General features: G+C 61.1%; 32 protein-coding genes. 16 read left to right on the top strand and 16 right to left on the bottom strand.

What is annotated here, in order from left to right:
• Window positions 1-55 precede the first annotated feature (55 nt).
• The gene (locus G6M89_RS12910; protein ID WP_165162256.1) at window positions 56-364 is read left to right on the top strand and encodes a transcription factor S; all 309 of its coding nucleotides are present in this window, start codon (window positions 56-58) and stop codon (window positions 362-364) included.
• A 99-nt stretch (window positions 365-463) separates the two neighbouring features.
• Here G6M89_RS12910 and G6M89_RS12905 read toward each other — a convergent pair whose 3' ends face one another.
• The 4 genes from G6M89_RS12905 to G6M89_RS12890 form a co-directional block, all read right to left on the bottom strand.
• Complete coding sequence (locus G6M89_RS12905; RefSeq protein ID WP_165162255.1) at window positions 464-937, bottom strand: MOSC domain-containing protein; 474 nt, start codon at window positions 935-937, stop codon at window positions 464-466.
• A gap of 63 nt (window positions 938-1,000) precedes the next feature.
• Window positions 1,001-1,804 (bottom strand): methyltransferase domain-containing protein, encoded by an 804-nt coding sequence (locus G6M89_RS12900; RefSeq protein WP_343162644.1) that lies wholly within the window; start codon window positions 1,802-1,804, stop codon window positions 1,001-1,003.
• A gap of 8 nt (window positions 1,805-1,812) precedes the next feature.
• The gene (locus G6M89_RS12895) at window positions 1,813-2,196 is read right to left on the bottom strand and encodes a nascent polypeptide-associated complex protein (protein ID WP_165162254.1); all 384 of its coding nucleotides are present in this window, start codon (window positions 2,194-2,196) and stop codon (window positions 1,813-1,815) included.
• Window positions 2,197-2,268: 72 nt separating this feature from the next.
• A complete protein-coding gene (locus G6M89_RS12890; RefSeq protein WP_165162253.1) occupies window positions 2,269-2,787 on the bottom strand; it encodes a DedA family protein in 519 nt (172 codons plus the stop codon).
• A gap of 197 nt (window positions 2,788-2,984) precedes the next feature.
• Between G6M89_RS12890 and G6M89_RS12885 the strand changes: the two genes are divergently transcribed.
• On the top strand, window positions 2,985-3,701 hold the full coding sequence (locus G6M89_RS12885) for a phosphatase PAP2 family protein (protein WP_165162252.1): 717 nt from the start codon (window positions 2,985-2,987) through the stop codon (window positions 3,699-3,701).
• A 32-nt stretch (window positions 3,702-3,733) separates the two neighbouring features.
• On the opposite strand, the gene G6M89_RS12880 is transcribed toward G6M89_RS12885, so the two are convergent.
• Window positions 3,734-4,225, bottom strand: coding sequence for a PUA domain-containing protein (locus G6M89_RS12880; RefSeq protein WP_165162251.1), 492 nt, complete (start codon window positions 4,223-4,225; stop codon window positions 3,734-3,736).
• Window positions 4,226-4,343: 118 nt separating this feature from the next.
• On the opposite strand from G6M89_RS12880, the gene G6M89_RS12875 reads away from it, so the two are divergent.
• Window positions 4,344-4,526 (top strand): hypothetical protein, encoded by a 183-nt coding sequence (locus tag G6M89_RS12875; RefSeq protein ID WP_165162250.1) that lies wholly within the window; start codon window positions 4,344-4,346, stop codon window positions 4,524-4,526.
• 23 nt (window positions 4,527-4,549) lie between these two features.
• Here the strand turns inward: G6M89_RS12875 and G6M89_RS12870 are convergent, their stop codons facing one another.
• The 3 genes from G6M89_RS12870 to G6M89_RS12860 all read right to left on the bottom strand — a co-directional run bounded on the left by G6M89_RS12870 (window position 4,550) and on the right by G6M89_RS12860 (window position 6,508).
• Window positions 4,550-5,047, bottom strand: a complete 498-nt coding sequence (locus tag G6M89_RS12870; protein ID WP_165162249.1) for an NYN domain-containing protein — start codon at window positions 5,045-5,047, stop codon at window positions 4,550-4,552.
• A 105-nt stretch (window positions 5,048-5,152) separates the two neighbouring features.
• Window positions 5,153-5,965 (bottom strand): M48 family metallopeptidase, encoded by an 813-nt coding sequence (locus G6M89_RS12865; protein ID WP_165162248.1) that lies wholly within the window; start codon window positions 5,963-5,965, stop codon window positions 5,153-5,155.
• Window positions 5,966-6,073: 108 nt separating this feature from the next.
• Window positions 6,074-6,508: an ester cyclase gene (locus G6M89_RS12860; RefSeq protein WP_165162701.1), complete on the bottom strand. Its 435-nt coding sequence runs from the start codon at window positions 6,506-6,508 to the stop codon at window positions 6,074-6,076.
• Between the two features lie 399 nt (window positions 6,509-6,907).
• Between G6M89_RS12860 and dapA the strand changes: the two genes are divergently transcribed.
• Genes dapA through G6M89_RS12845 form a run of 3 tightly spaced genes read left to right on the top strand, consistent with a single transcriptional unit; the run spans window position 6,908 to window position 9,494 of the window.
• On the top strand, window positions 6,908-7,840 hold the full coding sequence (dapA, locus tag G6M89_RS12855) for a 4-hydroxy-tetrahydrodipicolinate synthase (RefSeq protein ID WP_165162247.1): 933 nt from the start codon (window positions 6,908-6,910) through the stop codon (window positions 7,838-7,840).
• Window positions 7,837-8,604: a 4-hydroxy-tetrahydrodipicolinate reductase gene (gene dapB, locus G6M89_RS12850; protein ID WP_165162246.1), complete on the top strand. Its 768-nt coding sequence runs from the start codon at window positions 7,837-7,839 to the stop codon at window positions 8,602-8,604. Before dapA ends, dapB begins: the two co-directional genes overlap by 4 nt.
• 53 nt (window positions 8,605-8,657) lie before the next feature.
• A complete protein-coding gene (locus tag G6M89_RS12845) occupies window positions 8,658-9,494 on the top strand; it encodes a 2,3,4,5-tetrahydropyridine-2,6-dicarboxylate N-succinyltransferase (RefSeq protein ID WP_165162245.1) in 837 nt (278 codons plus the stop codon).
• Between the two features lie 57 nt (window positions 9,495-9,551).
• On the opposite strand, the gene G6M89_RS12840 is transcribed toward G6M89_RS12845, so the two are convergent.
• Together G6M89_RS12840 and G6M89_RS12835 are read right to left on the bottom strand one after the other, a co-directional pair.
• Window positions 9,552-9,965, bottom strand: coding sequence for a PIN domain-containing protein (locus tag G6M89_RS12840; RefSeq protein ID WP_165162244.1), 414 nt, complete (start codon window positions 9,963-9,965; stop codon window positions 9,552-9,554).
• Window positions 9,962-10,267, bottom strand: a complete 306-nt coding sequence (locus tag G6M89_RS12835) for an AbrB/MazE/SpoVT family DNA-binding domain-containing protein (RefSeq protein ID WP_165162243.1) — start codon at window positions 10,265-10,267, stop codon at window positions 9,962-9,964. The genes G6M89_RS12840 and G6M89_RS12835 overlap by 4 nt, the downstream gene beginning before the upstream one ends.
• A gap of 170 nt (window positions 10,268-10,437) precedes the next feature.
• On the opposite strand from G6M89_RS12835, the gene lysA reads away from it, so the two are divergent.
• Together lysA and G6M89_RS12825 are read left to right on the top strand one after the other, a co-directional pair.
• The gene (gene lysA / locus G6M89_RS12830) at window positions 10,438-11,673 is read left to right on the top strand and encodes a diaminopimelate decarboxylase (protein ID WP_165162242.1); all 1,236 of its coding nucleotides are present in this window, start codon (window positions 10,438-10,440) and stop codon (window positions 11,671-11,673) included.
• Window positions 11,673-12,761 carry a M20 family metallopeptidase gene (locus tag G6M89_RS12825; RefSeq protein WP_165162241.1) on the top strand — a complete coding sequence of 363 codons (1,089 nt, stop codon included), beginning with the start codon at window positions 11,673-11,675 and terminating at the stop codon, window positions 12,759-12,761. Before lysA ends, G6M89_RS12825 begins: the two co-directional genes overlap by 1 nt.
• 28 nt (window positions 12,762-12,789) lie before the next feature.
• On the opposite strand, the gene purB is transcribed toward G6M89_RS12825, so the two are convergent.
• Window positions 12,790-14,175 carry an adenylosuccinate lyase gene (gene purB / locus G6M89_RS12820; RefSeq protein ID WP_165162240.1) on the bottom strand — a complete coding sequence of 462 codons (1,386 nt, stop codon included), beginning with the start codon at window positions 14,173-14,175 and terminating at the stop codon, window positions 12,790-12,792.
• Between the two features lie 177 nt (window positions 14,176-14,352).
• Between purB and purH the strand changes: the two genes are divergently transcribed.
• Together purH and G6M89_RS12810 are read left to right on the top strand one after the other, a co-directional pair.
• Window positions 14,353-15,987 (top strand): bifunctional phosphoribosylaminoimidazolecarboxamide formyltransferase/IMP cyclohydrolase, encoded by a 1,635-nt coding sequence (purH, locus tag G6M89_RS12815; protein WP_165162239.1) that lies wholly within the window; start codon window positions 14,353-14,355, stop codon window positions 15,985-15,987.
• Between the two features lie 462 nt (window positions 15,988-16,449).
• A complete protein-coding gene (locus tag G6M89_RS12810) occupies window positions 16,450-17,208 on the top strand; it encodes an SIMPL domain-containing protein (RefSeq protein WP_165162238.1) in 759 nt (252 codons plus the stop codon).
• Window positions 17,209-17,255: 47 nt separating this feature from the next.
• Here G6M89_RS12810 and carA read toward each other — a convergent pair whose 3' ends face one another.
• Window positions 17,256-18,332, bottom strand: a complete 1,077-nt coding sequence (gene carA, locus G6M89_RS12805) for a glutamine-hydrolyzing carbamoyl-phosphate synthase small subunit (protein ID WP_165162237.1) — start codon at window positions 18,330-18,332, stop codon at window positions 17,256-17,258.
• A 102-nt stretch (window positions 18,333-18,434) separates the two neighbouring features.
• Here carA and G6M89_RS12800 point away from each other — a divergent pair, with 102 nt between their 5' ends.
• On the top strand, window positions 18,435-18,848 hold the full coding sequence (locus tag G6M89_RS12800; RefSeq protein WP_165162236.1) for an Lrp/AsnC family transcriptional regulator: 414 nt from the start codon (window positions 18,435-18,437) through the stop codon (window positions 18,846-18,848).
• Between the two features lie 197 nt (window positions 18,849-19,045).
• Here G6M89_RS12800 and G6M89_RS12795 read toward each other — a convergent pair whose 3' ends face one another.
• Together G6M89_RS12795 and G6M89_RS12790 are read right to left on the bottom strand one after the other, a co-directional pair.
• On the bottom strand, window positions 19,046-20,158 hold the full coding sequence (locus tag G6M89_RS12795) for a GNAT family N-acetyltransferase (RefSeq protein WP_165162235.1): 1,113 nt from the start codon (window positions 20,156-20,158) through the stop codon (window positions 19,046-19,048).
• A gap of 177 nt (window positions 20,159-20,335) precedes the next feature.
• Window positions 20,336-21,094 (bottom strand): PHP domain-containing protein, encoded by a 759-nt coding sequence (locus G6M89_RS12790; RefSeq protein WP_165162234.1) that lies wholly within the window; start codon window positions 21,092-21,094, stop codon window positions 20,336-20,338.
• A gap of 98 nt (window positions 21,095-21,192) precedes the next feature.
• Here G6M89_RS12790 and G6M89_RS12785 point away from each other — a divergent pair, with 98 nt between their 5' ends.
• From G6M89_RS12785 to G6M89_RS12775, 3 genes are all read left to right on the top strand, one after another.
• Complete coding sequence (locus G6M89_RS12785) at window positions 21,193-21,705, top strand: hypothetical protein (protein WP_165162233.1); 513 nt, start codon at window positions 21,193-21,195, stop codon at window positions 21,703-21,705.
• Window positions 21,702-22,265, top strand: a complete 564-nt coding sequence (locus G6M89_RS12780; RefSeq protein WP_165162232.1) for an NUDIX domain-containing protein — start codon at window positions 21,702-21,704, stop codon at window positions 22,263-22,265. Before G6M89_RS12785 ends, G6M89_RS12780 begins: the two co-directional genes overlap by 4 nt.
• Before the next feature lie 149 nt (window positions 22,266-22,414).
• Complete coding sequence (locus G6M89_RS12775) at window positions 22,415-22,744, top strand: hypothetical protein (protein ID WP_165162231.1); 330 nt, start codon at window positions 22,415-22,417, stop codon at window positions 22,742-22,744.
• 132 nt (window positions 22,745-22,876) lie between these two features.
• Here the strand turns inward: G6M89_RS12775 and G6M89_RS12770 are convergent, their stop codons facing one another.
• Window positions 22,877-23,191, bottom strand: a complete 315-nt coding sequence (locus G6M89_RS12770) for a hypothetical protein (protein ID WP_165162230.1) — start codon at window positions 23,189-23,191, stop codon at window positions 22,877-22,879.
• Between the two features lie 98 nt (window positions 23,192-23,289).
• On the bottom strand, window positions 23,290-24,330 hold the full coding sequence (locus G6M89_RS12765) for a zinc-binding dehydrogenase (RefSeq protein WP_165162229.1): 1,041 nt from the start codon (window positions 24,328-24,330) through the stop codon (window positions 23,290-23,292).
• Between the two features lie 115 nt (window positions 24,331-24,445).
• On the opposite strand from G6M89_RS12765, the gene G6M89_RS12760 reads away from it, so the two are divergent.
• Window positions 24,446-25,105 (top strand): molybdenum cofactor biosynthesis protein B, encoded by a 660-nt coding sequence (locus G6M89_RS12760; RefSeq protein WP_165162228.1) that lies wholly within the window; start codon window positions 24,446-24,448, stop codon window positions 25,103-25,105.
• A 139-nt stretch (window positions 25,106-25,244) separates the two neighbouring features.
• Complete coding sequence (locus G6M89_RS12755) at window positions 25,245-25,946, top strand: 5-formyltetrahydrofolate cyclo-ligase (protein WP_165162227.1); 702 nt, start codon at window positions 25,245-25,247, stop codon at window positions 25,944-25,946.
• Window positions 25,947-26,251 lie beyond the last annotated feature (305 nt).

The raw sequence follows: 26,251 nt of genomic DNA, 5'->3' as shown, positions 1-26,251 counted from the left end.
TGGGAGTCACCAAACGCGTCGTTTAAGTCCGTCGGCCGACGTAGGCCGGATACTAATGGAATTTTGCGACGAGTGCGGTTCGATGATGAAAGCGGACGGCGGCATCTGGGAGTGTGGCAGTTGCGGCTTTACGAAGCCGAAAGGCGACGCAGACCAGTACACCGTCACGGACGACCAGGAAGCCAGTGAGGTCATCGAGTCCTCTGGCGAGACGTCGCTACCAGAAACGGATGCGCTCTGTCCGGAATGTGAGAATGACCGCGCCCACTGGTACATGCAACAGATTCGCTCGGCCGACGAATCAGAGACGCGCTTTTTCATCTGTACGGAGTGCGAGCACAAGTGGCGCGAAGACGATAATTGAGGTCGCCACGCTACCAATTGCTGTAGCGCGGTCGCACCATTCGATCACACCCGTTTCTGCTGGCGCTCGGGTTGCCACGAACGCCAACCGTGTCGGCGCTTATAAGACGATCTCATCGTCAACTGTGATCGAGCCTGACTCTACGATGGTGGCGTTCAACCCGCCGCGATGGACCAGCGCCTCAACGGCACCCGTCGTCTCCGCGAGCGATTCCATGTAACTGCAGGGCTCGCACAATCGGACACCGACGAGTGTCGCCTCTCCGACCCGAAACTCGCGGTCAATGAGGTGATTCAGCGCCACGTCTCGCGTCAGAATGTTCCGCCTTGTTTCCTGTGGCTCTACATCCGTATCTTCGTCGCGCATCGCTGCCTCGAGCGCTTCGGCTTCGATGAGCGTGACGCCAGTCCCCTCCGGAAGATCCTCGCGTCGGTCGTACAGCCCCTGCTCTCGAAAGTATCGGTCCCCGCGGAGGCCACGGTCGGCGACGGCCTCGACGGTGTCGACCGATTCCATCGGTTCGCCGGAATCCGGCGCGATATAGATGCCGTCGACGGTTCCTCGAGCGTTCATTGGTATGACTACTGACTCGAGCGACCGCGTCAAAATAGTGTCGTCCCTGTGGTACGGTCTCGCTTACTCGTTACGCGCGAGCGTCAGATAGCCCGTATGACCCACGGGAGCCGTCGAGGGCCTCGAGCCACGGTCGTCGAACTGCATCTCGCGCTGGATGGTCTCGCGGGTTCGGATATTCGCGAGTCCGACCTCGCGGGCCGTCTCGACGACAGCGCGAGTCGACTCGATGAACGGGCTGTAGACCGCGACGAAACCGCCCTCGACCAGCAGGTCTGGCGCGTGGGCAATTGCATCGTCGGCATCGCCCGTATCAAGCGTCAGCACGTCGAACGACGACGACTCGAGGTCGTCGAGATTCTCGAGCAGATCGCCAGTTCGCACGTCCACCGTGTCAGAAACGCCGCCGAGGTCCATGTTTTCGCGCGCTACATCGGCAAAGTCGCCCTTTCGCTCGTAGGTGACGACCTCGGCACCGGCACGCGCCATCATGGCCGCGAGGACGCCAGTGCCGGTGCCAGCGTCGAGTACGCGGTCGCCGCGGGCGATGCCGGTCTCACCGATCACCAGTCCGATATCGCGCGGGACCATCGGCGCGCCGGTGCGCTCGAAGTGATGAAAGAGGTCCGGGCCGCGAAGTCGTCGCACCTGAAACTCCTCATCGAGGTGCGTCTCGAGCGTCTGGCCGGCTTGGACATCTTCGGGAACCTCGAGGACGCCGAGGTCGGTGCCCATCTCCTCGCCGGGCTGGACGAGAAACTCGCGGTCGCCGCGCACGAGCAAGACGGGAACGCGGTCACCGTCGTGTTCGCTCTCGCTCTCGAGGCTATCGCCGGCGCTGTCGTCGTCAGTATCGCGTCCCGTCACGTGCGGGATTACTCGAGGTCCTCGACTGCCGCGGCGAGGTCGCCGTCGTTGTCCTCGAGTGCGGCGCGGGCGTCGTCCTCGCTGACGCCGGCACGCGTTGCGACGAGGTCGACGTCGTCGTCGGGGATCGACGGGCCGGAATCTTCGGATTCGCCGCCTGCAGCGCCGCCGGCAGAACCGGATTCAACCTCTTCGGGCGAGCCGATGATCTGGTAGGTTTCCTGCCCGCGGGCGTCCATCTTGGTGACTTCAGCGTCGCTGAAGACGAGGTCGTGCTCGTCGGTGCGGATAATGACCTCTTCAGCGTCGATATCCTCGACGTCGATACCCATCTGTTCCATCATCTGTTCCATCTTGCGCGGATTGAGTCCGCCGCCGCCTCCTCCAAACATACGCGACACGTCGGGGTCGGCAACCTTTTACCCTGCGGTCTGTCGCGCTGACTATTCGCCGAAGTGAGACAGTCATGCAAATAGTGCGAGTCCAACGAGCGGGACGGCAACGTAGACGGCGTGATACAGCAGTGTTGAGGTGCCAACGTGGACGAGATAGCGTCCGCTCGGATACGAACTCACCCCCGCAGGGATTGCGATTAGTCCGCGACTCCAGGGAATAACGTTCGTCACGAACACGGCAACACCGCCATACTGGTGAAACCACTGTTCGACCCGTTGGAACGTTTGTGACGCTGGATCGAACGGAAGATACGGCAGCATCGAGAGGACATCCTTTCCGTAGCGTCTGCTTCCCGCGAAGATGGCTCCCTGTCCGAGCACGTGAGCGACCGTTACCAACACGACGATAGTGACGGCTCCCCAGTAGGTCGGCCCGATCACGGCAACGTATCCCGAGAGGAACACACTTGTCGGAAACACTTTCCCAATGAGCGCTCCCTTAAGCACGAAGATGACAAACAATGCGGGCATACCTACGAGGTGAACAACTGCCAGAACGGACTCGAGGAGGGCTGTCGTTGTCGACATCACTTGCTTCGTGGAGGGGGCGTCATCAGGGAGTTGGAGCGCGGTTCCGGCGGCACAACCTGGACAACGGTATGCCGACCATTCGCAGCGACCGATAGCCAACGGTATCACGTTTGTCAGTATAAATCGTCAAGCGGATTTTCCACACGAGAAAGTCACTCCAGTCTTTTTTGATGTTGTTCTCGTTAGCGAAGATAATGCTATTCGACGGCACGGTCGTCGATGGACTCACGAATGCGATTCCGGTCTGGCTAGCGGTCGCATTGCTCATCATCTCGTTTCTCGGGAGCGTCTACGTCGTGATCCCGGGGCTGCTCTGGGCGTCGCTGTTCGGTGATCGCCGCCGGACGATGACGTGGTCTGGCATCGTTATCGGCGGCTACGGCATTTTCGTGACACTCAAACCGCTGTTCTCGGTCCCGCGTCCTGCAACCAATCCACCGTTTGGCCCCGACCTCCTGCCTGCCGGGCTCTCAATACTGTACGACCTCGGACTGGGTTTTACCTCCTCGAGTTTCCCGAGCGGACACGCCATCGCTGCAACCGTCTTCTGGGGGCTCGTCGCGGTCGATTCCACGCGTGGCTCCCGTCGACAGCGGGTCGCCGTCTGCGTGGCCATTATTGTCCTTGTTGCGCTCTCACGAGTTGCACTTGGCGTTCATTACCCGGGTGATGTCCTGGCCGGTATCGTACTCGGCGGGCTCTATCTCGCGGGAACGCTTGCGATCCGAGCGCGCGTTTCGAGACCGGTTCCCGTGCTGTTGGGCCTTGGCAGCGTCCTCGCCCTTGGTGGTGTCTTCACTGGCCGGCCAGATGACGCGCTCATACTGTGTGGGGCTGCCGTCGCCGCCGGACTCGTCGCTCGGTATTATCCCGTCTCACGGAAACACTCTCCCGGCGCGCTCTCATCGTAACTGCGCTCACACTGCGAGTTCCCGTCACCACACTACTCCGCCGGCGCGCCTTCGCGAACGAAGACTGCCACGCCGGTCTCAAACTCGCCGATTGCGGCGGCATCCAGTTCCGCACGGCCGACTGCGATCAACTCGCCACGTTCGTGGACGACGAGCACCTCATCGCCTGGCCGAATCTCGGACCCCGCTTCGAGGACGAACTTCGAAAAGACGTTCTTCTCGTCGCGGACGAACGGTTCGCTCTCGTCATCGACGACGATGCGGTACGCAGGATGCTCGAGGGCTGCTTTGAGGCGCCGGCCGCCCTCGAGACCGAGGGTAAAGCGCCCGTCAGTGCCGAACGAGACGAGTCGGCCAGCATCGGCGTGGACCTGTCGCGGTCGGCCGGATGAGGTGCGTTTGACCGTGAGCGAGTCGGTTTCCGCCGTGGGAAAGAGTGCCTCCCCTGCACCCGCGCCGAACTGGTAGTCCGCAATCGTCCGCAGCGCCGGCAGGCCCGCGTTGCCGTCGGTGGCGTCAGTCATTGCCCTCGCTTTGGTGTGGTGCGTCGAAAGCCCTTCGACCTGCTCGGACGACGACTCGCACCATTTTCAGTCAAATATCATGGCCATTATATACTCTGGCTGTATACTCGAGTTCGTAATGGATCTGACACAGATCGCCCTCGGGGTTGGGCTCCTGGCGATCAGCGGGCTGGCGTTCCTCGGTTCGTCAACACTCGATCCGTCTCTCATTGCCGGTCTCACTGGGGTAGCACTGCTCGTTGGGACGGGTGCCGTGTTGACAGCGACTGCTCGAGATGCGTGTACCGCACGCAAAAAGTAGGTGTACTCGCCACGTGCGAGCTATTATAGGAGGAACGTTTCGTGTCGCTCACCTAGATCGATAAAGGAATCTGCCGCATCGATGAGTTCTTCAGCAGTTGAGGATTCAAACGCCATTACTTCGACGCGGACGCCTTCGTGACGCAGGTGTGAACACAAGCGAGAGAAGTCGCCGTCGCCCGTACAGAGCACGAGCGTATCGATGTGATTCGCGAGCGTCACCGCATCCAGGCTCATCCCAACGTCCCAGTCGGCCTTTTTCGAGCCATCGGCGAACGTCTTGATGTCCTTGATCTTCGTCTCAAAGCCGATATCGACCAGCGCATCGAAGAAGCTCTCCTCTTCGGGCGAATCTGCGCGGATAACGTACGCAATCGCGCGCGTGAGTTCTCGGTTCTGGACGCCCTTTTCGAGAAGGGACGAATAGTCGATATTTCGGCTGTAGAGGCTCTGTGCCGTGTGATAGAGATTTTGCGCATCCACGAGCATGGCGACGCGCTGGCCGGGGTGAATCTCGGTCATAGCCTACGTTGGTATGGCCAGCGTTAAAAATGCGCATCGTTCCGGTCACACGGCAGCCGCTCCTCAAGGCGAACGAAGCTGACGAAAAAACGCGACCCGTGAGAGTTAGCTGCGGAGTTTCTCGATGCGCTTTTCCGTCGGTGGGTGCGTCGAGAAGATCTGTTGCAGGAAGCTCCGGTCGACGTTCAGGATGCACAGCGCGCTGACGTTGTCGTCGACGCGGGATTCGCGGCCTTCGGAGCCACGGGAAATCTTCTCGAGGGCGCGGGCGAGTGGTTCGCCGCTGCCAATGTACTGGCGAGCGTCGTCGTCGGCGACGTACTCGCGGTACCGGGAGATGGCCATCACGAAGATCATTGTCAGCATCTGGGCGACGACGGAGCCTGCATAGGCGACGAGGAAGTTGTTGTCGTCGCGAAGCAGGAAGAAGACCGCGTAGCTCACGATCATTCCAATCGACTGGCCGATGATCATCGTGATCGTATCGCGGTTGTCCAGATGGGCGAGCTCGTGAGCGATGACGCCCTCGAGTTCGTCACGGTCGAGCAGTCGGATGAGTTCGTTCGAAACGCAGACGACGCCGGCACTGCGGCGGCCGGTTGCGAAGGCGTTCGGGACGCCCATATCCTGCACGACGAGTTTGGGTTTGTCCATGCCCATATCGCGTGCGAGGGATTCGGTCATCTGGTGAATCTGACGGTATTGGCCTTCGTCTGGCATCTCTTCGGTGCCACGAAGCGCCATCCATTTGCCGATTTTGTACTGTGCGGCGGGGAGAAGAACGAGGCTGACCGCCAGTATTGGCAGGAGGCCAACGTTAGGGAACATCGCATCGAAGACGAGTGCTGCGCCAAAGTACAGCGCAAAGAGGATGGTTCCGACGACTGCCATCCGAAGCTTAAGGCCGGTATTATTCATGTGCGGTGGGTAATTCGTATTCAAACGTATAAAGCTCGTGGGAAGCGGACACGGTATGTGTCCAACTGACACACAAAATCGGTTACTGAAAAATGGTGATTGCGGCGGTCAGAACGGGTGCTGATCGATCAGTCCGAGCTGGCGCATGAAGCCGTAGGCGTCGTCGTTGACATATCGTTCGACGAGTGTGCCGTCTTCGATGCGGTCGAACAGCATCCCCGTCACATCGATCTCGTTGCCGGTCGCCTCGACGCCCATCAGGTCTCGGTCGTGGGTGCCAGTTGTGCGAAATCGTGTCGCGACCAGTCCAGTATCATCGTCTGCAATCTGTGCGTCAATCTCCATGTGGAAATCAGTCATCGCACCGCGGAACTCCTCGACAAGCTGCCGATAGCCGTCGGGACCGCGCACCTCCTCGGCGACCATCGGGTTGTGGTAAACGAACTCCTCGGCCACGAGTTCGTCGATTTTCTCGAGGTCCTCGTCGTTCCAGACCGCCTCGATTTCGTGCTGAACAATGTCTCTGGGATCTACTTGCAACATCTCACTCACCGCTATCCTACAGGCTGTCTCAGAGCATAACGGTTGTTCACGATTTTGCTGAGCAACCGGCGGGCGCGACTGACAGGCTGGTTGCCCAGTTCATCTCCCTGCGTTCGCTTGCACCAACTGCGCCAAGTCACAACGGCTAAGTTTCCGGCCGTTCGTTGCTCGAGTATGCGTCGCGTCGCTTCCCTACGTGTCGACCCCATCGTAAGCGACGCCGCTCGTTTTTCCGCCGTTTCGAAACGCCTGAAACGCAGCAACTGATGTGCTCAGTGCGGGCGTGGCACCCCGTTCCGGGCGCGATTCGGCGCGACGACCGATCAACAACTACTACAGGCTGCTGACCGACACACCACCCACGAACGGTCGGTGGCCACCGACATACACCCAATCACCATGAGTTCACCAATCGACTTCGAGGGCGTCTTCCCAGCAATGTGTACGCCCTTCGACGAGGACGAACAGATCGACTTCGAAACACTGCAGACGGATGCCCAGCGCCTCGAGGCCGCCGGCGTCGACGGCCTTGTTCCAGTTGGCTCGACCGGCGAATCGGCGACGCTGACTCACGACGAACACGTCCGTGTCGTCGAGGCAGTCATCGAGGCCGTTGAGGATGTGCCCGTCATCGCGGGTACCGGCTCGAACAACACCCGCGAAGCGCTCGAGCTGTCCGAGCGCGCGGCTGACGCAGGCGCTGACGGCCTGCTCCTCATCTCGCCGTACTACAACAAGCCCGAACAGCGCGGCTTGCTCGAGCATTTCCAAACAATCGCAGACGCCGTCGATCTACCCCAGATCGTCTACAACGTGCCCTCGAGAACGGGCCAGAATATCGAACCGGACACAGCGGTCGAACTCGCCAGCCACGAGAACATCGCGGGCTACAAGGCCGCAAGCGGCGACCTCGGCCAGATCGGCGAAATCGCCGAGCGGACGACCGACGAAGACTTTGCAGTGCTGTCGGGCGACGACGCACTCACACTGCCGATGATTTCGGTCGGCGCGACCGGCGCGATCAGCGTTGCAGCGAACATCGAACCCGAACGGACCTGCGCGATGGTCGGTGCGGCACTCGACGGCGACTACGCGCGCGCACAGAACTTGCACCACGAACTCGGACCACTGTTCCGCGAACTGTTCGTCGAGACCAATCCGATCCCGGTCAAGGAAGCCATGCAGATCCGCGGCTACGGTCCAGCTCGGATGCGCCCACCGCTGTCCCGTCTCTCTGAGGAGTATCGCGACGATCTCGAGGCCGTCCTCGCTGCGCTCGAGAACTCGTCGCCTGCGGTCGCCGACCCGGCCGGAGCGGAGGGTGATCGATGACGGTTCGGATCGGCGTCACCGGCGCGACGGGCCGGATGGGACAGGAAGTGATTGCCGCCGTCGACAAGCACGACGACTGCGAGGTCGCGTTTGCGGTGAATCGCGATCCCGACGGCGCAACGGTCGATGGCATTGCTGTCGAACCCGCACGCGAGTTCGCGGACCTCGTCCACGAGTACGAGCCGACGGCCGTGATCGATTTCACCGGTCCTGACTCCGCCCTCGAGTACGCCCAGGCCTGTGCCAACGCGGGCGTTGCGTTCGTTACGGGCACGACGGGTTTCGACGACGACCAGCGTGAGCACCTCGAGGCGACGAGCGAAGCCACCCCGCTCCTTCACGCGCCGAACTTCGCCCGCGGCGTCCAGGCGCTCGTCAACGTCGTCGGCGACGCCGTCCAGGATCTGGCGGGCTACGACGTGGAACTCGTCGAGACGCATCACAACCAGAAACGCGACGCACCCAGCGGGACGGCGAATCGCTTGCTCGAGGAGATCGAAGCGAATGGCGACTTTAGCGGCCGGAAACACGGCCGCGAAGGCTTCGATCCGCGCGAGGAAGGCGAAATCGGCGTCCATGTTCTCCGAGCGGGGAACGTGACCGGCGAGCACGAAATTGTCATCGCGGACAATCACGAGGAGGTCCGACTGACCCATCGCGCCGAGGATCGCGGCGTCTTCGCCGCTGGCGCAGTCGACGCGGCGGTCTGGCTTGCCGACCGCGAACCCGGAAGCTACGATTTCGCGGACGTCCTCGCCGATTGAGTCGGCGCGAATGGATGGAATTTTAGCCCTGCACCCGCCATCCTCGGACAGTCATGAGTACGCTCGAGACCGACATCGAGACGCTGTGGGAGCGCAAACAGAACGGCGAGGTCGACGCCCAGTCCGCCGGCGAGGACGAACACGCCACGCTCGAGGCATTCTTGTCCGCACTCGAGGACGGCGACATCCGCGCAGCCGAAAAGCGCGGTGGCGAGTGGGGGGCCAACGAGTGGGTCAAACAAGGAATTCTGCTCAATTTCGGCCTGCGCGAGAATCAGGCCTTCGAGTACGGCGGCGTCGAGCACTACGATGTGCTCCCGCTCCGAGAGACCGAGGACTTGGGCGAGCGTGGCACCCGAAACACACCGAATGGGACGGCCGTCCGCCGCGGTGCGTACCTCGGTTCTGATTGCATTATGATGAGCCCGAGCTTCGTCAACATCGGCGCGTACGTCGGCGACGGCACGCTCGTCGACTCCTGTGATACGGTCGGTTCCTGCGCCCAGATCGGTGAGAACGTCAAACTCGGCGCGAACACGCTCATCGGCGGTGTCCTCGAGCCCGTCGAGTCCGCCCCGGTCATCGTCGAGGACAACGTCTCGCTCGGCGCTGGCTGTCGCGTCACCTCTGGATTCGTCGTCGGCGAAAACAGCATCGTCGGCGAGAACACGCTGCTGACGCCGCGAATTCCGGTCTACGACCTTGTCGAGGAAGAGGTCATTTACGGCGAACTGCCCGCAAACCGCCGTGCGTTCACGCGCTTCGTCGAATCCTCCGTCAGCGATCACGACCTCTTCGAGGGCGGTGCGTTCAAGCCTGCCGTCGTCGCGACTGATGTCGAAGAAGAGACGCTCGAGGCGACCGAGCGAGAAGACGCGCTGCGCGAATAACGACCACCACGTTTCGTTTCGGTCCAATATATTCCACGCTGGTGATTCGACGAGTCGTTACGCTGGCTCGTCGCGGAACCGTACGATGTCGGCGTCTACATCATCGAAATCATCGTCGGCACCGACGAGAAGTGCCCCATCCACAGTATCAGCTGTTGCAAGGGCATATGCATCGCCGAGTGCCATCGTGTACGCTTCTTTGAGGGCTGCTGCACTGTCCCAACACTCGCGCGGATCGGAGACTGAGACCCCCAACTCTTCGAGACGCTCGAGGCTTGCCCGGACAGCCCCAGGACGGAACCCAACCCGAGAACCAACGTAGAGAACCTCTGTTTTCGTTACTGGACTGATATACCCCTCAACCTCACCGGCGGCAACGCGGTCGATCCACGTTTCGACAGTATCACTCCCTGGCTCGTCGTCCAAGTAGGCAATGAGCGGCTCCGTATCGAACACAATCGTCTCTGTCATGCGTCCTCTGACTCGCTGGAAAAGCGCTCGACGAGGTCATCCGCTCGCTGTTTGTCACGGTCGCGTTCCTCGCGAAGAACTGCTGTTGCAGGCTGGTCCTCGCTGCCGTCGCGCTCGAGGCCGCGGAACTCGCGCATTGAACCCACCGGATGAACAACGATTTCTCCGTCTTCGTTCTCGACGAATTTGACCCGCCCTGGTGCAGGAATCCCGTGTTTCTCCCGGAGTTGCTTCGGAATCGTCGCCTGTCCTTTTTCGGTGACAGAGACAATACGCTCTTCGCCGGTAGTATTACTTGACATGGGTAATACTTCCACTCCGAATTACTTAATTCTGTTTCTGGTTCACTAACCGGGCGACTGTGACAAACTCGAGGACACAGGTGACGGTATCATCCCCACACACTCTGAGACGGCGGACGCACAACTCCGAACCCAAACGCTTGAATCCTCGCGGTCACTTGAAGCGGGTAATGACCGACAACGCCGAGTCACTGGCTGTCCGCCGGCTCGACGACTGGGACCTCGAGCAACTCGAGGATCTCGCTTCCGAGTACGACACGCCGCTGTATGTGATGGATCTCGATCGCGTGAAAGCGAACTATACCCGCTTTTCGAACGCGTTTCCGGACGCACACGTCATGTACGCCGCGAAGGCTCACACTGGAAAGGCGGTGCTCGAGGCCGTCCTCGAGGCCGGCGGCACCATCGAGTGTGCTGCCTGGGGAGAACTCCAGCGCTCGATTGAGGCAGGCGCGGATCCGAACGAACTCCAGTACACGGCGGTCAACCCACCCGCACACGACCTCGATTACGCCGCAGAGTTAGGGGCGGAAAACCCTGGACTGACGATCACCATCGGCGCGCTCGACACGCTCGAGCGCCTCAACGAACGCGGCTACGACGGCCGAATCGCCATCCGAATCAATCCGGGTATCGGAACGGGTCACCACGAGAAGGTCGCAACCGGCGCGGACGCGAAGTTCGGGATTCCCTACGAGCGCGTTCCCGAGGTCGCAGACCGCGTGCGCGAGGACTTCGACCTCGTCGGGATTCATGCCCACGCCGGCAGCGGCGTTCTGACCGACGACCTCGAGGACCACTGCCGAGCAATCGAGCGCATCGGCGACATGGCCCGCCGCGTCGGCGACGACGACCTCGAATTCGTCGATATCGGCGGCGGTTACGGCGTTCCCTACCGCGAGGACGAACAGCCGCTCGACCTCACAAAAACGTCAAACATGGTCCGCGACGCCGTCGGCGACCTCGAGGCACAACTCAAACTCGAGCCCGGCCGATACATCGTCGCCGACGCGGGGCTGATCCTCTCGGAAGTCAACACGATCAAGGAGGCACCCGACACGACCGTCGTCGGCGTCGACGCCAGTCTCTCGACGCTGATCCGCCCGGCGATGTTCGGGTCTTACCACCCGATGCTGAACGTCAGCGCGCCCGGCCGCGAGCCGCTCGAGGTTACCGTCGGCGGCCCGGTCTGTACCAGCGCGGACGTCTTCGCCCACGACCGACCGATTGCGCGACCGGAGCGCAACGATATCCTCGCAATCGGCAACGCCGGCTCCTACGGCTACGAACTCGCGAATCAGTTCCACTCGCAGCCAAAGCCAGCCGAGGTCGTCCTCGAGGACGGCGAGGCGCGCATTGGACGCCGTCGAGAGACACTCGAGGACGTGACGCGACTCGAGCAGTAATGGCGTTCGATATCGCCCAGTTCCACGCCGACGCCGTCTCGACGCCCTCACACGAGGACGTGACCGAAATGCGTGATCTGCTGGTCGACACGCTCGAGGACGCCGGCCTCGAGCCCGAAGTCGACAATCTCGGAAACGTGCTCGCAACACGCGGCCACGGCAACGCTGACGGCCCGCACATCGTCCTGAACACCCACATCGACACCGTCGCTCCGCACGTCCCCTACGAACGCGAGGGCGACATCGTCCGCGGACGCGGTGCGTGCGACGCGAAGGGACCACTTGCGGCCCTGCTCGCCGCGTTTCTGCGTGTCGAGCCCGAGGCCGGGACACTGACGCTTGCGATCACCACCGACGAGGAGACGCTGATGACTGGCGCGGCGGGACTCGAGGAGTCGCTGGCTCCCGCTGCAGACAGGTTCATCGTCGGCGAGCCGACCGATCTCGACGTCTGCATTGCCGCTCGAGGCCAGTGCGAGGGGACGATCACGATCGACGGAGAGAGCGGCCACGCCGCAAAAGTGCCCGCCGACCGAAACGCCGTTTTCGGGCTCTCGAGCGTGCTCGAGGCGCTTCGGAGCTACGACGACGATGCAGGCCCAGGCGCAGACGACGTCCTTGGCGAACCGAAGCTGACGGCGACGATGCTCGAGGCCGGTGAAGCGCCAAATCGCGTTCCCGACGCGACAACGCTCACGTTCGACCGGCGCAGCGTCCCACCGGAGACGAGCGAATCGTTCCAGGGGGCGCTGCAGGAGTATCTCGAGGAACGCGTTCCGGATGCGCTCGAGGCGTCAGTCGACCTCATCCGCCCCGACACACCGTTCCCGAAGGCGTTCGTGACGGAGTCAGACGATCCGCTGGTGCAGACGCTGGCAGACGAAAGCGGCGGCGAGGTGCGTCCGTTTGGTGCGGCGACCGAAGCCGGCTTCTTTGCGACCCACGCGCCCACCGTCGTCTTCGGCCCGGGCGTGCTCTCGGACGACGAGGGCGGGGTTGCGCACGCCGAACGCGAGTACGTTCGACTGTCGGATATTGAGACGGCAGCAGATACGCTCGAGTCAACGCTCGAGTCGCTCGGAATCTAATAGAGCCGTCTTTTGACGGAATAACCGCTTACGCGTCGTCGACCAGTTCGTCTGCGACGCCCGTATACCCGGTCGGCGTCAACTCGCGAAGTTCTTCACGAACCGATTCGTCGACCTCGAGGTCGTCGAACAGCTCTCGGAAGTCCGCGAGCGTAACCGACTTTCCGCGCGTGAGGGCTTTGACCTGCTCGTAGGCGTCTTCCTGGCCTTCGCGCCGGAGGATCGTCTGGACGGCCTCGCCGATGATTACGGGGGTCGACTCGAGGTCGTCGCGCATGACGTGTTCGTTGGGGACGACCTTCGAGAGACCGGTCGCGGCCTTGGTGTAGCCGATCAGGCAGTGAGCGAATGCCGAGCCGATGTTGCGCTTGACGGTCGAGTCCGAAAGGTCGCGCTGGAGCCTCGAGGTAGTGACGTAGTCGGCGAGGAACGTCAGATCCGAGTTCGCCTTCGAGAGGTTGCCTTCGCTGTTTTCGAAGTCGATAGGGTTGACCTTGTGGGGCATCGTCGAGGAGCCGGTTTCGCCTTCGACTGCTTCCTGGCCGAGGTAGCGATCCGAGACGTAGAGCCACATATCCAGATCGAGATCAAGGAGGACGTCGTTCGCGCCGCGGAAGGCGTCGAAGACGGCCGCGAGGTCGTCACACGGGTTGACCTGCGTCGTCAGTGGCTCGAACTCGAGGCTGAGTCCCTCGGTGATGAACGACTCGGCGAAGGCCTGCCAGTCGACGTCCGGATACGCCGCGACGTGGGCGGCGTACGTTCCAGATGCGCCGCCGAGTTTGCCGCGCAGATCGTCGGCTGCTGTCTTGATGCGACCGGTTGCACGCCCGAGACGGGAAGCGTAGACGGCCAATTCCTTGCCGAACGTGGTCGGCGTCGCGGGCTGTCCGTGAGTCCGGGCGAGCATCGGCAGGTCGCGGTGTTCGCGGGCCATGTCGGCGAGGGTGTCTTGCAACTCGTACAGTTCCGGTAGGAGCACTTCCGAGACGGCGTCACGGACGAGCAACCGGTGGGCGAGATTGTTCACGTCCTCGCTGGTCAACCCGAAGTGAATCCAGGCCGACGCGTCGCTTTCGTCGCCGAGATTGTGCCGGATGAAGTACTCCACCGCTTTTACGTCGTGGTTCGTCGCATCGAACTCGGCGTGACCCTCTGTCTCGAGTTTCTTGACTAACTGGGCATCCTCTTCGGCGAAGTGCTTGTACAGTCCACGGAGGTGTTCGCGCTCTTCGAGATCGATCTCAAGGGGCGTGGCCTCGAGGTCTGCGAGTGCGATCAGGTACTCGACTTCGACGCGGACGCGAGCGCGCATGAGGGCGGCTTCGCTCGTATAGGGCGACAGCGGTGCGGTCCGGCCACTGTAGCGGCCGTCCAGCGGCGACACGGCGTACAGTGCGTCAGTTTCGGTCATTGTGCGACCCTTTCCAGCACGGTCCAAAAGCGTGTCGAAACCCAGCCCCTGAAAGAGCCACGAGTGTGCACATCTCGAGCAATCATCGGATAATTATCGAGCGAGTAATACACGAACGTGAACACATCGAGCCGAAAGACCGCAACGGCTTTCCCGTTCGCGGCTGGGCATGCTAGTATGACGCGAATCGCCGGGATGGCCGGCAACCGAGGGCGCAACCTGTTGAATATCGCTGACCGACAACCGGGCGGAGCCGAACTCGCTGTCGTACTGACAAACAGCGAGGACGCGCCGGTGCTCGAGGCCGCAGCCGAGCGCGGGATTCCAACCGAAGTCGTTCCACAGGGCGACCTGAGCCGCAGCGAACACGAAGAAGCTGTGCTCGAGGTTCTCTCGGAGTACGAGTTCGATCTGGTCTGTCTGGATGGCTACATGCGCATCCTCTCGGACACCTTCCTCGAGGAAGCGCCGACGACGCTGAACGTGCACCCCTCCTTGCTGCCTGCGTTCCCCGGCATGGATGCCTGGGGCGATGCACTCGAGACGGGCGTCTCGGTGACGGGCTGTACGGTCCACGTGGTTACCGACGCGACCGACGGAGACGGCGAGGTCATAGAGAGCGAGGTCGACGGCGGCCCAATCGTCACACAGGAGCCGATTCCGGTCTACGAGGGCGACGACGCCGAGAGCCTGAAAGAGCGCGTTCTCTACGAGGGCGAGTTCCGCGCGTACCCGCGTGCGGTGAAGTGGTTCGCCGAGGGGAGTGTCGAGGTCGATACGGCGGCAGGTGAGGTCTCGGTCGACACCGACGTGGCGACCACCGACGGTGACGACCACGACGGACTACCGGGTCGACGATTCGTCTCCGACGACCGACTCGACACGCTTCGCTACGGGGAGAATCCCCATCAGGATGCGGCGGTATACGCCGATTACACCTGTGACGAAGCGAGCGTTATCCACGCCGATCAGCTGAATGAGGGCGCGAAGGCACTCTCGTACAACAACTACAACGACGCCGACGGCGCGCTCAACCTGATCAAGGAGTTCGACGAGCCCGCAGCGGCGGTCATCAAACACACCAACCCCGCCGGCTGCGCCACGGCTGACTCGCTTGCCGAGGCCTACGAGAAAGCCCTCTCGACGGACCCGATGAGCGCCTTTGGCGGCATCGTCGCCCTGAACCGCGAGTGCGACGCCGAGACGGCCGAGCAGATCATCGACTCGTTCAAAGAGGTCGTCGTTGCCCCCGGCTACAGCGAGGACGCCCTCGAGGTGCTCTTCGAGAAGGATAACCTGCGTGTCCTCGACGTGGGCGAACTGGGCGAGCGCACCGAACGCTTCACCGAGAAGCCCCTCGTTGGTGGCCGACTCGTTCAGGAACGCGACCTGCAATCGATTTCGGTCGACGACCTCGAGGTTGTCACTGACCGCGAGCCAACGGACGAGGAACTCGAGTCGATGACCTTCGCGTGGCAGACGCTCAAACACGTGAAATCGAACGGTATCCTCTTTGCGGATGGCACGGAGACGGTCGGCATCGGCATGGGACAGGTCTCTCGAGTCGACGCGGTCCGCCTCGCAGCGATGAAGGCTGACGAGCACGCCGAAGGCAAGGACGCCGAGGGCGCAGTTATGGCTTCGGACGCCTTCTTCCCGTTCCCGGACGGCCTCGAGGAAGCCGCCGAGGCGGGCATCGAGGCGGTTGTCCAGCCCGGTGGCTCGGTCAACGACGACGATGTGATCGAAGCCGCGAACGAGCACGACATCGCGATGGCGTTTACGGGCCAGCGGTCGTTCAGACACGATTAGCATCTGCGAACGAATGAAGTGAGTGAGCAGCTTTTTGGTCCAGATTTTTGCGTGAGGGTGAGCGAAGTGAACCCGAGCGGAAAAAGGTGGATCTGCGATGGCGTTTACGGGCCAGCGGTCGTTCAGACACGATTAGCATCTGCGAACGGCGCGCGGCGCGTTGCGCCGCGAAAATGTGAACGGGGAGCGTCGCGACCCGTGATCAAAGTGAGTGAGCAGCTTTTTGATCTCTTCGCGAGGGAAGTGAGCGAAGGTCAGCGAGAGTACTCTCGCCAGACAGATTTTTGCGTGAGGGTGAGCGAAGTGAACCCGAGCGGAAAAAGGTGGATCTGCGATGGCGTTTACGGGACAGCGGTCGTTCAGACACGACTGAGCGATTCGGCAGCGCGTCTCCCCTCGAGAGTAAAAGACTCATTTCACCTACCCAAGGTGTTTTTCTGCGTGTTGTTCGTAGGCTGTCGTATGAATCGACGACAATTGCTCGCAGCCTCGAGTGTCGGTATCGCAACGGCGATGGCGGGCTGCGTTGGGAGCGTTCTCAGTACGGATGACGAGCCAGATGAGGGTGCTGAAACCGGCAGCGTAACAGACCGAGAGATCACCGTCAGCGCAGAGGGCGAAGTCGAAACCGATCCCGATGAGGCCGAACTCTCCATCGGCGTCGAATCACGCGGGGAGACATCTGAGGCGGCTACTGACGACCTCGCCGCCGACGCCGACCGGCTGCGCGACGCACTCGAGGACCTCGAGATACCAGCGGATAACATCGAGGAGGGTCAGTATCGTGTCACACCGGTCCACGACCGGGATGACGAGGTCGAGGAGTTCCGCGGCGTCCACTCGTTCGATGTCACAGTCGAGGAGACCGACCGGGTCGGTGAGGTCATCGACGCTGCGGTCGAAGCTGGCGCTGACAATATCGGCCGCGTCAACTTCACGCTGGCCGAGGAGACTCGAGACGACCTGCGGACCGACGCGATTGATGACGCGTTAGCGAGTGCTGATGCCGAAGCCGACCACGTCGCTGCCAACCGCGGCGTCGAACTCACCGGGACGAATTCAGTGACGACGAGTGACGTGGATGTTCACTCCGTGCGATACGATGCCGGTCAGGACATGCTCGCAGCAGACGATGCTGCGGAGACAGGAACAGAAATCGATGCCGATCCGGTGAGCGTCACCGCGAGTGTGACCGTGGACTACGGGTTTACAGAACAGTAGGCGGTTTCGACTTTCGAAAATACGTCACCTATCGTCAGCGTCGCGGTTTAGTCGTCGGCGGGGACAGCGGTCGTTGCTCGAGCATCGCCCATTGCGAGGACATCGTCAAAGAAGTCGAGGGTGTCCTCCGGGCCGGGGTTGGCTTCGGGGTGGTACTGGCGAGTGATGACATCGTACTCGAGGCCGTCGATGCCTTCTGGCGTGTCGTCGTTGACGTTGATCTGGGTGATCTCGAGGTGCTCGCCGGGATCGGAAACGGTGTAGCCGTGGTTCTGGGTGGTCATGACGACCTTCCCGGACTCGAGGTCGAGGACTGGCTGGTTGACGCCGCGGTGGCCGAAGGTCATCTTTTCGGTGGTGCCGCCGAGGGCTTCGGCGACGATCTGCTGGCCGAGACAGATGCCGGCAACGGGTGTGTCCTCGACGAACTCCTCGACGAGACTGATTGCCTGCTGGTAGTTCGTTGGGTCGCCGGGGCCGTTCGAGATAAAGAGGATATCGGGGGAGACGGCCTCGACGTCGGAGACGCTTGCGTCGTATGGGAGGACGTGGACTTCGGCGTTACGGGCGACCAGCGAGTCGACAATCGAGCCCTTTGCGCCACAGTCGACGAGGGCAACAGTTTTGCCGTCGTTGTCCGCGCCGTAGAGTTCGGATTCGTCGACGCTGACCTGTGCGCCGATGTCGGTGTGCTCGCTCATACCCTTGCAGGCCTCGAGTTGCTCGAGTGCGTCGTCTTCGGTGACGTCCTCGCCGACGGCGATACCGCACTTCATTGCACCCTCGTCGCGGATGTCGGTGACGACTTCGCGGGTGTCGAGGTGGTCAACGGCTGGGACGTTCTCGCTCGCGAGCCACTCAGCGACGTCCTCGGTGAGTTCCTTTGCGAGGACGGCGCGTGGGTGGATGCGGTCGTCCTCGAATCGCTCCTCGCGGACGCCGTAGTTGCCGATCAGGGGGTACGAGAACGTCAGAATCTGTTCCTCGTACGATGGGTCGGTGAGACTTTCTTCGTAGCCGGTATATGCTGTGGTGAAAACCAGTTCCCCGCGAGCGGTGCCTGGAGCACGTCCACGAGCCTCGATGACGTGGCCGCCTTCCAGTGCAACGTACGCTTCTGTCATTACGAACTACGTATTGATCCCACCAACATAAGTGTTGTCTTCGAAGCTCAGTTACGAAATTCGTAATCGGTAAGTGCCCACTGTGTGTACCATCAGCCCTCCATGGACGAGCTGGATCGACAAATCCTCGATATCCTCCGGCGAGACGCCCGTACGCCCTACACCGAGATCGCCGACGAAGTCGAAACGAGCGAAGGAACCGTTCGCAATCGCGTCGAGCGCATGATGGATGATAACGTGATCGAACGCTTTACCATCTCGACCCGAACGGGCAACGTTCAAGCCATGCTCGAGATCAGTGTCGCCGTCGATGTGGACACGAAAGCCGTCTCTGAGCGGATGGCCGAGTGGGAAGAAGTCGACCGCGTCTGGATGGTTTCGGGCGAGCAGGACATCGTCCTCGTCGTCGACGCCGCGGACACGCGCGGGGTCAACGACCTCATTACAAAAGCCCGCGATCAGGAGGAAGTCGTCAGCACGAAAACGCGGCTCATCCTCGAGAAACAACTTGGCTAACTGCGACCGGCGGTTCGAAGGACGGGCCAGACACGAGACACTATGCGGTCGTTGTGACGGCCGAAGTACGAAATTCGAAAGTCATGGCTCTGTGTCAGGCTGGTCAGACGGACTCTTGTACGCTACTCAGTCAGTTCTACTGGGCAGGATGTGTAGTTGTCCTACGATTGGGCTGGACAGCAGTACAGCAGACCGCTTCAATCCGTTCCGTAATTGTAGCGATTGTACAGCGAGCGTCCCGTCTCAACGACTTTCCAGGCCGGATTGGTGCCTCGTTCCCAGTAGAGGTTCGGGACGAGTTCGCCGCCGAATTCCTCCTTGAACTGGAAGGCACCGTCTTCGAAATCCGCCCCGCCACCGCCGAAATCGTAGGTTTCGTAGCCGTTGTCGATTGCCCACTGGAAGACGTAATCGTACAGCAACTCCGAGGCGTGATACTCGAAGAAATCGGAGGGAACGCCCGCGAAGAATCCGTGGACGGTGTTTTGCTCGTCGTTCAGTAATTCGACGAAGCCGCCGGCGTACTCGCCGTCAACGTAGAGCATGGGCAACAGGATACGGTCGTCCATTCCCGCCAGTTGCTCGAAAAAGGAAAACGGGTAGATCTTCCCGCCGACGTTCTCCATGTGCTGTTTGTACTTCCGGTAAAACTGTCGGAGATTCGACTGTGTGAGCTCTGCCGCTACGATTTCATACTCTTGCTCTCGCCCCCGGCGGATCGCCCGCCGTTTCGAGCTGGACATCTCGTCGAACACCCGGTCGTACCCCTTCTCGAGGTTCAACAAGAATCGCCCGCTAACACGTCCTGAGTCGTAGCCCTCGGCCTCGAGGCGGTCATTGTAGCGCAGGAAGTTGGGATTGCAGGCGCGGATTTCATGAACGATTGTCCGTCCGTCACAGGACGCAGGGATTGCCTCAAGAACGATCTCGAGTGAGTCGGCCACGTCGGTCGTCAGCAGAGGACCGCCAAATCCGGGGTAAATAGAGCTTAACCGGTAGAACGGCGTTTTTGGGAGGTCAACAATGAAGTTCGGAAACAGTCCAATGAGATTCGTATCTTTCTCGATAACGATGTGTCGTGCCGGCGAGTTCAGGCCCCTCTCAACCGCCTCGAGCCACTCGTAGCGGTGGAAGACAGTCCCGAGATCGGCGCGCTCGACGAGGGCGTTCCAGCGATCCCGGTCGATCGCTTGGATCGTCTCAACGATGGCCGCTGTGAGGCCTGACTCAGTGTCCGTCAGCGTCCGGACGGTAGCAGTGGTCGGTGCGTCCCGTTGTGGCGGTGCAGTTGTGCTGGCTTGCTGGGCCATCTGTGGTCTACTCCGACTAAGCCGCGTCCCGTTTGTTAGTTATTGTAGCGTACGGCTATCTGTTACAGAGGCAATGGCCTGTATCTGTTCTGTAAACGGTGCCGTCAGGCGATTCTCAGTGTCTTGGCGCGGTCTCAACACAGTGTACCAACACTCACTCCATTTCATCCGCTGAAACTAGTCGTTGGCATCGACCGTATCGCTCCGACCATCCTCGAGATGCCTGCCACGAGTCCGGACGAGTTGTTTGACGGCTGCCGGTGAGTGTGCCAGAACCGTGTCGGGATCCGTTCGTTCGTGGATACGGCGATAGCCCTGCCGGATGGAGGTATTCAGCGGCCCGTTTGTCACGCGTGGCTCGACACGGCCGTCTTGAATCGCCGCAACCACGGCGGTGGGCGTGAGTTCGTCAGCGTCGATTACGGTGTAAGCACGGCCTACTTCGAACGGAAAGTGGGCGTCGCTTCCGGCGACGATGGGGAGATCACGCTCGGCAGCGATCTGCTCAACGAGGGGACGCGTGCGTGGATGCTTTCCGTTGATTTCAATCGCGTCAAACGGAACGTCAGCGAATCGCTCGCTCGCAACGTCGCTGTTGCGATACGGATGCGCGATGATCGCTGCACACCCTCGCTCGTGGGCCAGTTCGACGATCTCCATAGGCGTGTACTCGAGCGGGACCGTCTCTGTCGGCGGGTCTGGACCGACGACGAGGACGTGACCGTGCGTTGTCGATACCTCGATGCCGGGGATGGACACGATTCGATCCGACGTGAACGAGGTACAGTAGTCGTGGTTCGTCGTTGAGACGCCGTCGAGACCGCGTCGCTCGAGGACCCAGGCGAGCAGCCGAAACCCGTACGGATCGAATCGGTCACCAAGCTGGCGGCGACCGTGGAAGAACCGGGTATGCGCGTGGAGGTCGACAGCGAACATATGTCGAGGTACGTGAACAGCGAATTTTGTTCTTGCTACTGCTAGTGGTCGTATGAGTCGGACCGAGAGCGGCGAGGGGGGAAGTGATCTGCAGTCCGATGAGCGACAGCGCCGACCACGCCAATCGAGTGACGCAACTCGCTCGCGAGTACGACCTGTCGATCAGCCTCACCGAGAACGAGGGCATCGAGCACGCCTTTGAGATTCGTGAGTCGAGTCGGTGTCGACGTATGGACTTCGACGTCGCGAGCGGGCGGCCGCTCATCAACTCCTGCGTTGGCGGCGTCACGGCGGAGGCGAGCGCTGCAATCTCGTCCGAGGAGAAACGCGAGTGGGGCATCCTCGCGTACGTCGAGCAGACACTCGAGACGGTCTCGTCGTTGACGGCGAGTTGCTCGAAGCGGAAACGCTGGAGTTGCGAACGCGTCCGCAAGTGCTCGAGGTTGTCGTCGGGCCGAGCTATCGGACGGATCCAGACGACAACGCGGTCGACGACAGGCAAACCCGAAACCCGAATCGCGACTGGCACGTCTGAGCCACACCCGTCGTTTCTGCAGCGTCGCACCGAGACGATACTGGTTTCAGGCTCCTGTCCGAGGATACCAGTATGAGCGCGCCACAGGAGGATCTCGAGCACGAAAACGCGAAACAGGACGTGATCGCCGTCGACGCTGACGACACCGAGCAGGGACTCGTCAATCGTCTCGAGGCCCACACGGGCGATGGGATTCGTCACCGTGCGTTCACCTCGCTCGTATTCGACGGAGAGGGAAACATCTTGCTCGCCCAGCGCGCACCCGGGAAACGTCTCTGGGGTACCTACTGGGACGGCACCGTCGCCTCCCACCCCGTCGACGGCCAGAGCCAGGAGGAGGCAACGCGCCAGCGACTCGAGGAGGAACTAGGAATTACGCCGGATCAGTACGATGACGTGCGCCTGACCGACCGCTTCGAGTACAAGCGCTACTTCGAAAACGCCGGCGTCGAACACGAAGTCTGTGCCGTCCTGAAACTCACGCTGACGGATCGCAGCCTCGAGCCGGACCCCGAAGAAGTCGCTGGTCTCATGTGGGTGCCATACGAGCGACTTCACGAAAATCCAGAGTGGTACCGACAGCTTCGACTCTGCCCCTGGTTTGAAATCGCGATGCGCCGCGACGTCCAGCAGTAACGTTTCTACCGATTTTGGGTCGAATTTTCGAACGCGCTGGTGACTCGAGTCCGAGATCTACCGTGCTACTAGTTACCAAGAAGCAAGGCTTATGGTACCCCCATCCGTACCGTCGTGTGAGGACCGACAGAACCGGTCCGTGTGACGAAATGAGCTCCCCACCACCGGAAGCCGAGACGTACGATATTGATCTCTCGCGAGACGAACAGTGGATCGTTCATCACGCACTCGTCGACCATGCTGATGCGTTGATTGACGATGGCGACACACCGCCCTCGTGGGTGCTTGCCGCCCTCGAAACCGTTGAATCCGACGGCGAAAATACGTTCACTAGCTATCAGGCTCGACAACTCTCTGTCATCCTGTGTGACTACGTCGAACGTTCAGGGACCCCGGCTGACGACGCCGCACACGGATCGGCTGTCATCGATGCACTCGATGACCGTCTCGAGTTCGACGAACTCGAGCACGAGCAGTAACAACGACTCTTTTTGCATGTGTCTGGCTCGAGTAGCATGTGCTGCGTATGCTCTACTCGTGTGTACTGATCAACGGCTGCTAAAAGACAGATCACCACTACTTATCAGTTAACAGTCATTAGACACTCTGCATTAGGGTCGCGTCGTTGCCCAGACGGCAGTCACCGCGAGCAATACAGCCGGTGCGAGCGGGAGGATAATCAGCGCAAAGAGGTAGTCTGCTGGCGGTATCAAGAGGATAGTCGTTGGCGCGACAATGAATGCAAAGACGATCACGCCAATGAGTGTCCACCCTCGCCAGTCAAACTCTCGATCGACAGCAGCAGGATGAACTGGGCCGTTGTCCGTCGATTCGCACTCACTGCCATCGTCTCGAGGCGTCCCGTCTTCGTCGAACGCCGAAGGATCGTGGACGTAGCCGCCGTCGTCGCTCGAGTTCGAAGTCACAGTGGACGTTTCGAGTCCGTGGTGATAGCCCTCACGGTTCAGCCCTTAGTCTGGGTGATCGTTTCTGGCTGGCGAACCAGCGGCTTCAGTTCAGCACGTTATAACTCGCTATCAGGGCGGACAACGACTTTCCCGAACCCTTCGCGTTGTTCAACGATTTCGTGGGCGCGTGCCGTCTGACTCATCGGCAATACCTCGCGAACTGACGGCTCGAAGGTGCCGTCCCAGACCAGTTCCATTACGTCGTCAATCTGGCCGGGCGTGCCCATCGTCGAGCCAATAATCTGGAGTTGGTTCCAGAAGATTCGCGGAATATCCGTTTCCGGGTTGCCTCCCGCAGTGCCACCACAGGTGACGAGACGGCCGTTCTTTGCGAGGCTCTTGATCGAATCACGCCACGTGCCGGCCCCGATGTAGTCGATGACGACGTCGACGCCGCGCCCGCCAGTTTCGCTGCGGACCCACTCCGCGAAGTTCGTTTCCTCATAGTTGACAACGTGGTCCGCGCCAAGGTCGCGTGCGTGCTCGAGTTTTGCCTCGGTACTGCCCGTTGCATAGACCTCCGCGCCAGCGTAGTCGGCGATCTGGACGGCAGCGTGGCCGACACCGCCGCTCGCACCGAGAACAAGGACCTTTTCGCCAGGCTCGAGATCGGCGCGGTCAATTAATAGCCGCCAGGCGGTTTGAAAGACAAGTGAGGTCGACCCCGCAGTAACCCAATCGACGCCGTCAGGAACCGGAATCAGATTGTCCGCTGGGACAGCAGCGTACTCCGAGTGAACGCCGGGGACGTGTTCGCCGAGCAGGTGGAAGTTGACACAGAGCGTTGGATCGCCGTCGCGACAGAACTCGCAGTCGCCACAACTGACGCCCGCCGTAACGGCGACTCGGTCACCGGGTTCGAACTGCGTCACGTCGCTGCCAACTTCTTCGACAATGCCCGCTGCATCGCTACCCGGAATATGGGGCATCTCGAGGTCGAGCGTCGGCAGCCCGCGGCGGACCCAGATATCGAGGTGATTGAGCGCGCCGGCTTTGATATCGACGAGCACCTGGTCGCGACCGACCGTCGGGTCAGGGTACTCGCCGTACTCGATCACGTCGGTGTCACCGTGTTCGGTGATCTTGACTGCCTGCATACGCGGGACTGACGGCCACTCGAGCCATAACAGTTGGGCTGTCGGCGAACCACTCCGAGGCGGGTGGCGCGCAGCAGGTGGGCAAGGTTTTCCGCCCGGCGGTCGAAAGCCGGATATGACCGGAGCCGAGACGTCGCAGAACGCTGAGTCGACGGGTGAGTCTGATCCAGCTACAGACACAGACCCTGCGGGAGAATCGACTACAGAGCCACTTGGAGTCGGTATCATTACGGTCGCGACGGACCGGTCGCTTGCCTCTGATGCAGCTGGGACGGCAATCGAGACCGCACTCGAGCAGTCTGGCTACGAACTCACGACGCGTGAGCACGTTGCCGCCGAACACGATCGTGTGCAGTCTATCGTCTTGCGACTGATCGAGCGAGGCGATGTCGATCTCGTCATCACTGCCGGATCGACCAGCATCGAACCCGACGACGTCGTCATCGAAGCCGTCGAGCCGTTGTTCGATAAGGAACTGACCGCTTTTCGTGAGTTGTTCACCATGTACGCCGCAGAACGGATTGGTTCCCGCGTCGTTGCAATGCGAACGCGGGCAGGCGTCGCCGACGGAAAACCTGTTTTTTGTCTCCCCGGAAACGCTGACGCGACCACACTGGCGACCGAGGAGGTCATCCTCCCCGAAGCCCGGCACTTGATCGAGCTCGCTCAAGGGCACGGGAAAGCGACTGAGTCGGCCGCTGAACCGGCGTTTGCGGACGACGACAGCGACACCACTGACAGCGAACGTGCGGGTGAGACTGACACCGACTCCTAATGCGAGGGCCCGTCGACTACCAGCCATTGCGTAAAGGAGCCACTGCAAGTCAGTGCACACCTGATCGACAGACGGGTCGGCGATCAGTGTGTAAACCGTTTCAGTTGGTACTATTGTGAATCCAGCTCCAAGCACAGGTATGAACAAACAGCGACTCCGCGAGCAACTCTGGGACGACCTCGAGGACAGCGGTGAGGCACGATTTCCGTTCCCGCCACATGGCCGGATTCCGAATTTTGCGGGGGCAGACGAGGCTGCAGACCGACTCGCAGAGACCGCAGCCTGGAAACGCGCCGACGTGATCAAGGCAAACCCCGACGCCCCACAGTTGCCGGTTCGTCGGGCAGCGCTGCGGGCCGGAAAGACGGTCTACATGGCTGTTCCGCGACTGCGTGAGGAACAGTGTTTTCTGCGGCTTGACCCCGACGAAATTGACGATATCGATCACGCGACAACGGTTGGCGGTTCGGCCGAGGTCGGCGTTCCAGTCCATCCCGACGAGGTCGGCCCAGTCGATATGATTGTCGCCGGTAGCGTCGTCGTCACGCCAGATGGCGGTCGCGTCGGCAAAGGCGAAGGTTACAGTGACCTCGAGTATGCAATTCTCCGCGAGTTCGACCTCGTCGACGACGAGACGGTGACCGTCACGACAGTTCACGAGATGCAGGTCACCGACGCGACGCTTTCGTTTTCGCCACACGACGTGTTCATGGATCTGGTCGTCACACCAGCGCGCGTTCTCGAGACGAATCCGGATGTTGAACGACCGTCAGGGATTGACTGGAACGAACTGGGTGACGAACAGCGTACAGAAATTCCGATTTTGGACACGCTTGAGTGAGCGCCGGATACGTGGTGTAGCGCTGTTGCTCTCGAGTGTAAAACAGCCCGGGACGCAAATACGTCCCGGATGCCAAAACCGCAAGGAACGACGCAGGCCGGTGCAGCAGCCTGCGTCGGAACGGTATGGCAATGGTGGGGGGAAGGGTGCTGTGGTGGGATTGCTGGAAGTCACGGGAACAGGCAATGTGCCACTGTGGCGGTTGCCCGTCGACCTCCACCCATTCCTATCCGGGGCAACTACTTGAACGGGGGAGACGGTATATCGGTCTTACGCCGAATTCTGCCGGATTTAACTCGGATTTA

Source organism: Natronolimnobius sp. AArcel1 (genome assembly GCF_011043775.1).
GTDB lineage: Archaea > Halobacteriota > Halobacteria > Halobacteriales > Natrialbaceae > Natronolimnobius.
This window is presented reverse-complemented; position numbering and strand designations above follow the sequence as displayed.